Source organism: Actinomyces polynesiensis (assembly GCF_000820725.1).
Taxonomy (GTDB): Bacteria; Actinomycetota; Actinomycetes; order Actinomycetales; family Actinomycetaceae; genus Pauljensenia; species Pauljensenia polynesiensis.
This window is the reverse complement of the sequence record NZ_CCXH01000097.1, coordinates 1-6,707: the sequence shown is the minus strand read 5'-3', so window position 1 is coordinate 6,707 and position 6,707 is coordinate 1. Positions and strand designations below refer to the sequence as shown.

Annotated in this window: 6 protein-coding genes and 1 riboswitch; of the genes, 2 read left to right on the top strand and 4 right to left on the bottom strand. The window is 72.0% G+C overall.

Annotation, left to right across the window (positions count from 1 at the left end; genetic code table 11):
• Positions 1–202 precede the first annotated feature (202 nt).
• Both TA90_RS04350 and TA90_RS04345 read right to left on the bottom strand, forming a co-directional pair.
• Entirely contained in the window at positions 203–799 is a 597-nt protein-coding gene (locus TA90_RS04350; protein WP_043534794.1) for an ECF transporter S component, read from the bottom strand.
• 45 nt (positions 800–844) lie between these two features.
• Positions 845–954: riboswitch (TPP riboswitch) on the bottom strand.
• A gap of 77 nt (positions 955–1,031) precedes the next feature.
• On the bottom strand, positions 1,032–2,183 hold the full coding sequence (locus TA90_RS04345; protein ID WP_231550658.1) for a YeiH family protein: 1,152 nt from the start codon (positions 2,181–2,183) through the stop codon (positions 1,032–1,034).
• A gap of 101 nt (positions 2,184–2,284) precedes the next feature.
• Between TA90_RS04345 and TA90_RS04340 the strand changes: the two genes are divergently transcribed.
• Complete coding sequence (locus tag TA90_RS04340; protein ID WP_043534793.1) at positions 2,285–3,178, top strand: LysR substrate-binding domain-containing protein; 894 nt, start codon at positions 2,285–2,287, stop codon at positions 3,176–3,178.
• A gap of 45 nt (positions 3,179–3,223) precedes the next feature.
• On the opposite strand, the gene TA90_RS04335 is transcribed toward TA90_RS04340, so the two are convergent.
• Positions 3,224–4,633, bottom strand: coding sequence for an amino acid permease (locus TA90_RS04335; RefSeq protein WP_043534795.1), 1,410 nt, complete (start codon positions 4,631–4,633; stop codon positions 3,224–3,226).
• A 129-nt stretch (positions 4,634–4,762) separates the two neighbouring features.
• Complete coding sequence (locus TA90_RS04330; RefSeq protein WP_043534792.1) at positions 4,763–5,254, bottom strand: SRPBCC family protein; 492 nt, start codon at positions 5,252–5,254, stop codon at positions 4,763–4,765.
• Positions 5,255–5,491: 237 nt separating this feature from the next.
• On the opposite strand from TA90_RS04330, the gene TA90_RS04325 reads away from it, so the two are divergent.
• The coding region (locus TA90_RS04325; protein ID WP_043534791.1) for a Re/Si-specific NAD(P)(+) transhydrogenase subunit alpha at positions 5,492–6,707 on the top strand (1,216 nt) is incomplete at its 3' end.

Here is a 6,707-nt window from a genome sequence, read left to right as displayed (position 1 = left end):
GATGTCGAGGTCGACGTCGCGCAGTGCCCACGCCTTGCGCCCGGCGTGCCTCCAGCCCCACCCGCGCGCGCGCACCCGCACCCCGGGGGTGGCCCGGGTGGGGGTGGTGCGGGATGCGGGGCAGGTCACGGGTGGGTCCTCTCTGCGGACGGGGCTCGGTGTGCAGGGGTCGCGGGCCGACGAGGGCGTCGCCGGTGTCCTCTCAGACCCTCCCGCGGATCTCGCGACCCGCGGCGAAGCGGTCCAGGGCACCCGTCTGGGCGAGACCTCGCACCAGGAGCCAGCCGACCAGCCCCGCGAGCACGATGCCCGTGACGACCTGGGCACCCAGGTAGATGAGGTTGTAGGTCAGGCCCTTGGCGAAGTTGCCGTAGAAGCCCTCGAAGACCCACGCGCCCAGCCCCGCGCCGATGCCGGAGAGGATCGCGACGGGCAGGTTGAACCTGCGGTAGGCGAAGACCAGAAAGATGATCTCGGCGCCCAGGCCCTGGGCGAGCCCGGAGTAGATCGTGGAGACTCCCCACTGGGAGCCCAGCGCCATGGAGACCACGGCGGCGAGGACCTCGACGAAGACCGCGGCACCCGGCTTGCGGATGACGAGCCCACCGAGCACACCGCCCAGGTACCAGATGCCGGCGACCAGTCCGCCGACGCCGGGTGTCAGGGCGTCCACGACCGTGTAGGCCGCACCCCCCACCTGGTTCCACACCAGGAAGATGATTCCGGTCGCCACCCCCAGGATCGCGGCGGTGACCATGTCCACGACGCGCCACCGCAGGTGGCCGTTGGGTTCGCTCATGTCTGTGTTCCCCTTCCAGGACGTGCACGGTGCGTGCGCACATGGAAGAGAGCATGAGAGCCTTCCTACGCCGGTATGGTCCGGTTCAGGTTCGACGGTCGAGGGCGGGACGCCCTCCTCTCAACCCGGCTTCCCGGGTTCCCGTGGCACTGCGTGCAGTGTACCCCGGACCCGCGCGTGCCGACACCGGCGCACCGCCAACCGTCCCCTGCCCCGGGTGCGTGCGGCGCCCTCAACCGGCCAGTGTCACGCCCACCAGGCCGATGGTCCCCACCACGGCCGTGGATGCCGTGGCGAGCACCAGTGGGCGGGGACCCACGTGCCGGAACATCGACAGGCGCACCCCGCACCCGAGTGCGAACATGGCGGCCGACAGTGCTCCGGTCTGGACCACCTTCGCTGCGGAGAGCACTCCCCCGGGGACGATGCCGAGGGAGCGCAGGGCCACCATGGCGACGAACCCGGCCACGAAGAGCGGGACGACGGGCGGACGGTGCCCCCGGGCCGACAGCGGTGCGGTGCGCCTGCGGACCACGGAGATGACCGCCATGACGGGAGCGAGCAGGAGGACGCGGGCGAGCTTGACGATCACGGCAGCCTTGAGGGCCGCGGGTCCGATCCCGGCGCCGATGGCGACGACCTGGGCGACCTCGTGGACGCTGGCTCCCGCCCAGAGGCCGGTCCGGACGGGATCCATGCCCAGCGATCCCGCTGCGAGCGGCAGCAGGGGGATGGCCAGCGTCCCGAAGAGGACGACCAGGGCGACCGCGGTGACGACCTCCTCCTCGTCCTCGGTCTCGATGACACCGTCCACGGCCGCGACGGCGGCGGCGCCGCAGATGGAGAAGCCACCCGCGATCAGCAGTCGCTGGGTTGAGCTGATCCCCATCCACCGACCGATGAGCAGTGTCGAGCAGATGCCACCGGAGACGACACAGACCACCACCAGGACCATTCCCATCCCGAGGGCGAGGATGTCGCCGACCACCAGCTGGAGGCCCAGCAGGACGACGCCGATGCGCAGGAGACGCTTCGCGGCGAAGGCCAGCCCCGGTTCGACGCTGGCGGGGAGGTGGACCACGTTGCGCACCACGATCCCGAGCACGATCGCCACGAGCATGGCCGACAGGGCGGGGAAACGGGCGTTGACCCCGAGTGCGACCAGGACGGCGAGTGCGCACAGCCCCAGCCCCGGTGCGACTCCTGCCACCGAGGAGAGTCCCCTGCCCCACCGATCGTCGCCGCTGTCGCCGTGGAGGACGGGGAGCCTGCGTCGAGGGGCGCCCGTCGCGGTCGCCGGCAGGGACACGACGTGCCCGGGTGACCCGCTTCCCGGGGCGTCACCGTCGGGATCCGGGGATGACCCCCCGGTCGCAGTGGTCACGGACGCATCGTCGGGAGGACTCAAGTGCATGGCGCCATGGTCCCGCACTGCGGGAACACGGCGGTAGGGGGCACTTCGGCGAGGGGGCATATCATCACGATATGACTGACTGGTGGCCCGACCTCCGCGTCCTCGAGGTCCTCGTGGCGGTACCTGACCGGGGCGGCCTCGGAGCTGCCGCGCGGTCCGTCGGGATGGCGCAGCCCAATGCCAGCCGGGCGCTGGCGGCACTGGAGGACCGGCTGGGCATCCCGTTGCTCATCCGCCATCCTCGGGGCTCCACGCTCACCCCGGAGGGCGAGGTGGTCGCCGCCCGGGCCCGCGACACCCTGTCGGCAGCTGAGGAACTCATCGCACTGGGCGATGCCCTGCGGACGTCACACGGCGCCCGCCTCGACGTGGCGGCGAGCATGACGGTGGCCGAGCACCTCGTCCCCCAGTGGCTGGTCCGCCTGCGCCGCCATCTGCCCGGGGCAGATGTGCGCCTGCAGGTGATGAACTCGGACCATGTCCACGATGCCGTGCTGGAGGGCACCTGTGACCTCGGTTTCGTGGAGACCCCCGGCATCCGGCGCGGTCTCCACTCCCGGGTCGTCACCACCGACCGGCTGCTCATCGTCGTCCCACCCGGGCACCCCTGGTCCCGGCTCGGTCGGGCACTGGAGCCCCGTGAGCTCGCGGCCTGCCAACTGGTCGAACGCGAGGAGGGCTCCGGCACGCGCATGACCCTGGAGAATGCGCTGCGCGGGATGGACACGGCTCCCCCCGCCCTCCAACTGGGATCGAACGCGGCGGTGCGTTCCTCCGTCATCGCGGGCGCGGGCCCCGCGGCGCTGAGCGAGTTGGTCGTGGCGTCCGACGTCGCGGACGGGACGCTCGTCGAGGTCCCTGTCGAGGGCCTGGACCTGCGCCGACAGATCAGGGCCGTGTGGCGCGGTGGGCACCCGTCGGTCCCGGCCGCGCAGATGGTGCGCATCGCAGCCGGATCCCGCTGAGGCCCTCCACCGGGTCACCGGGTCACCCGTCTCCGGTCCAGCACTTCAGCCGCGCGGATGCACCCGGGCGAGGCTGCGGTGTCGGTGGACGAGGGCGGCCACGGTCACCGCGACCAGCCACACCACCGACGCCACCAGACCCAGGCGCGTCTCCGCCTCCAGGCACAGCACCACGACCATCGCCCCCATGAAGGCGATGACGCCCCAGGCGGACGCCGCGCCGCCGGGCAGGCGGAACGTGGAGGACTCGTGCAGGTGGGGACGCCGGCGGAGGTAGACGAGGTAGGCCACGGTGATGATCGTCCAGATGGCCATGAACAGCGTGGCCGCCATGGAGGTCACCAGCGTGAAGGCCCCGATGATGGAGTCCCCCCGCGCCAACAGCACGATCGCGCTGAGCAGCAGCACGCAGGAGAGGAACAGGGCGTTGCGGGGCACGTCACGCACGGACAGGCGGCGGAAGACGGAGGGGGCGTCACCCCGCCCCGCCAACCCGTAGAGCATGCGGGAGGTCGAGTAGATCCCGGAGTTCGCCGAGGACGCGGCCGAGGTGAGCACCACCAGGTTGACCACGGAGGCGGCCGCGCCGAGCCCGGTCATGGCGAACATCGTCACGAAGGGGGAGGTCCCGGGGTCGATCTCGTCCCAGGGGGTGACCATCATGATGGCCGCGAGCGCGCCGATGTAGAAGAGCATGACGCGCAGGGGGATGGAGTTGATGGCCTTGGGCAGGGTCCGCGCGGGGTCCGCGGTCTCCGCGACGGTGGTGCCCACCAGTTCGATGCCGACGAAGGCGAAGAGCGCGATCTGGAACCCCCCGAGGAAACCGCCCCAGCCGGTGGGGAAGAAGCCGCCGTGGGTCCACAGGTTCGACACCGCGGCCACCGTCCCCGAGTCGTCGACCCGTCGGGCGAGCACCATCCCGATGCCGACCACGATCAACGCCACGATCGCCACGATCTTGACGAGGGCGAACCAGAACTCGGTCTCACCGAAGGCCCTGACGGTCAGGGCGTTGAGCCCGAAGAGCAGCAGCACCGTCGCCACCACGGGGAGCCAGATCGGCACCTGCGCCCACCAGAAGCGCACGTACCCGGTGATGGCGACCATGTCGGCCACCCCGGTGACGATCCAGCACAGCCAGTACGTCCACCCGGTGACGAAACCGGCCCAGGGGCCCAGGATGTCGCGGGCGATGTCGGCGAAGGACCCGTAGCGCGGATCGGAGAGCAGGAGCTCCCCCATGGCACGCATGAAGAGGAACAGCACCGACCCGATGGTCGCGTACACGAGGAGCACCGAGGGCCCCGACGTGGCAATCGTCTTGCCGGAACCCATGAACAGGCCCGTTCCGATCGCCCCGCCGATGGCGATGAGCTGGATGTGTCGGTTCTCCAGGTTGCGCTGGAGCGTGCGCTCCGACTCCTGGGCCGGTGCGGTCGGCGTCGTCGTCATGGAACCTTCCGGTGTGGCCTCACCCCCGTCGCCGGCGGCGTCGCCGGCCGTGCGGGGACCCCGTGGGTCGCGGGGCCCGTCCACGCTACCGTGCCGACGCGTCCCCGGGTCGGGGCCTCCGCCCCGCGGTCACCTCCGCGGCCAGGCCGCCTCGAGGTGCTCGCGGGCGACGTCGAGCTCCCGCTCCCACATCCCCGAGGCGTCCTCCCAGGCCTGACGTGCGACGTCCGGGTCCTCGGAGACGGAGGACAGGCCCGACTCCTCGACGTGGACGACCACCCTCCCTTCCTCCTCGGACACGGAGAACTCGACGAGGGTCACACGGTCCTCGGGCAGTTCGTCACCCGCCAGCGGGTACCAGCGGAAGGAGACGACGTCCATGGGGTCGAGGTCGGCCCGCTCCACCAGCCAGGTCCCGACCTCGGGGTCGGAGACGTGGAAGAGTCCGTCCTCGTCCTCGAAGACCTCGTGGTCCCCCAGGGGTCCCTCGTTGATCCACCAGCCGGGCTCGGACACGAGCGACCACACGGACTCGACCGGGGCGTCCACCAGGACGTCGGCCTCGACCGTGTCGAAGTCCTGTCGGGTGGCCGGGTCGTCGTCGTCGTCGAAGATGTCCATGCCCCCACGCTATCCGCGTCGGCACCCCGGTGGGAAGGGTTCGGCGTCCCCGTGGCCCGCGGGGCGCGGGGTCCGCCCGGGCGGGACCAAGGTCCCGTCCCACAGCGTCCGGCCCCCCGGGGGACCGGGACCGAGGGCCCACATCGCGATCCGTGGACGAAGGTTCACCCACCTGCCCCTACGCTGGACGGCGGTGCGCCAGCGGGCGTCACCTGGAGACGTGACGAAGGAGTCCGCGTGCGCATCGGAGTACCCCTGGAACCGGAGGACCAGCCCCTGGTCGCCGCCACTCCCGACACGGTCGCAGCCCTCATCCGGCTCGGACACGAGGTCGTGGTCCAGGCCGGAGCGGGTGGAGCCGCCCGACATCCCGACACGGAGTACGAGGGGGCGGGTGCCGGGATCGTCGACGAGGCCGGCGCCTGGGGGGCGGACATCGTCACCACACTCGATGCCCCCACCGGGGAGCACCTCGCCCTCATGCACCCGGGCGCGGTGCTGGTCGCACGGCTCGCGCCGGCCAGGAACCCCGAACTCCTGGAGGAGCTGCGGGCCGCCGGCGTCACCGCACTCGCACTGGACGCGGTCCCGCGGATCTCCCGGGCCCAGTCCCTCGACGTGCTCTCCTCCCAGGCGAACATCGCCGGCTACCGCGCGGTCATCGAGGCCGCCGCCGCCTTCGGACGCGTCTTCACGGGTCAGGTCACCGCCGCGGGCAAGATGCCCCCGGCCGACGTCTACGTCATCGGCGCCGGGGTGGCGGGACTGGCCGCCATCGGGACGGCCGTGTCGCTCGGCGCCCAGGTCGCCGCCACCGACGTGCGTCCCGAGGTCGCCGAGCAGGTCGGGTCCATGGGGGCACGGTTCGTGCCGGTGCCCGTCGCGGAGCAGGTCTCCACCGACGGCTACGCCCGGGAGCTGTCCGCCGACCAGGAGGAGCTGACCCGCAGGCTCTACGCCGAGCAGGCCGGGCGAAGCGACATCGTCATCACCACCGCGAACATCCCCGGGCGCCGGGCACCCCTGCTCCTGGACGCGGATGCCCTGGCGGGGATGCGCCCGGGCTCCGTGGTGGTGGACATGGCCGCCTGCAACGGCGGGAACACGGCGCTGACCGTCCCCGGAGAGGTCGTCACCACCCCGGGTGGGGTCACGATCATCGGGTACACCGACCTGGCGGGGCGCCTGCCCGCCCAGGCCTCACAGCTCTACGGCCGCAATGTCGTCAACCTCCTCGCGCTCCTGACCCCCGCGAAGGACGGGGAGTTGGTCCTGGACCTCGACGACCAGGTCATCCGGACCATCACGACCACGAGTGGGGGCGAGCTGCTGTGGCCGCCTCCCCCCGTGACCGTCTCTGCCGCCGCCCCCGCCGCGGGGGCGCCCTCGTCGGCCGGTGCGGGGCAGGCAGGTGCCGGCCCGACCCCGGCAGTGGAGGAGGACCCCGCCGCCC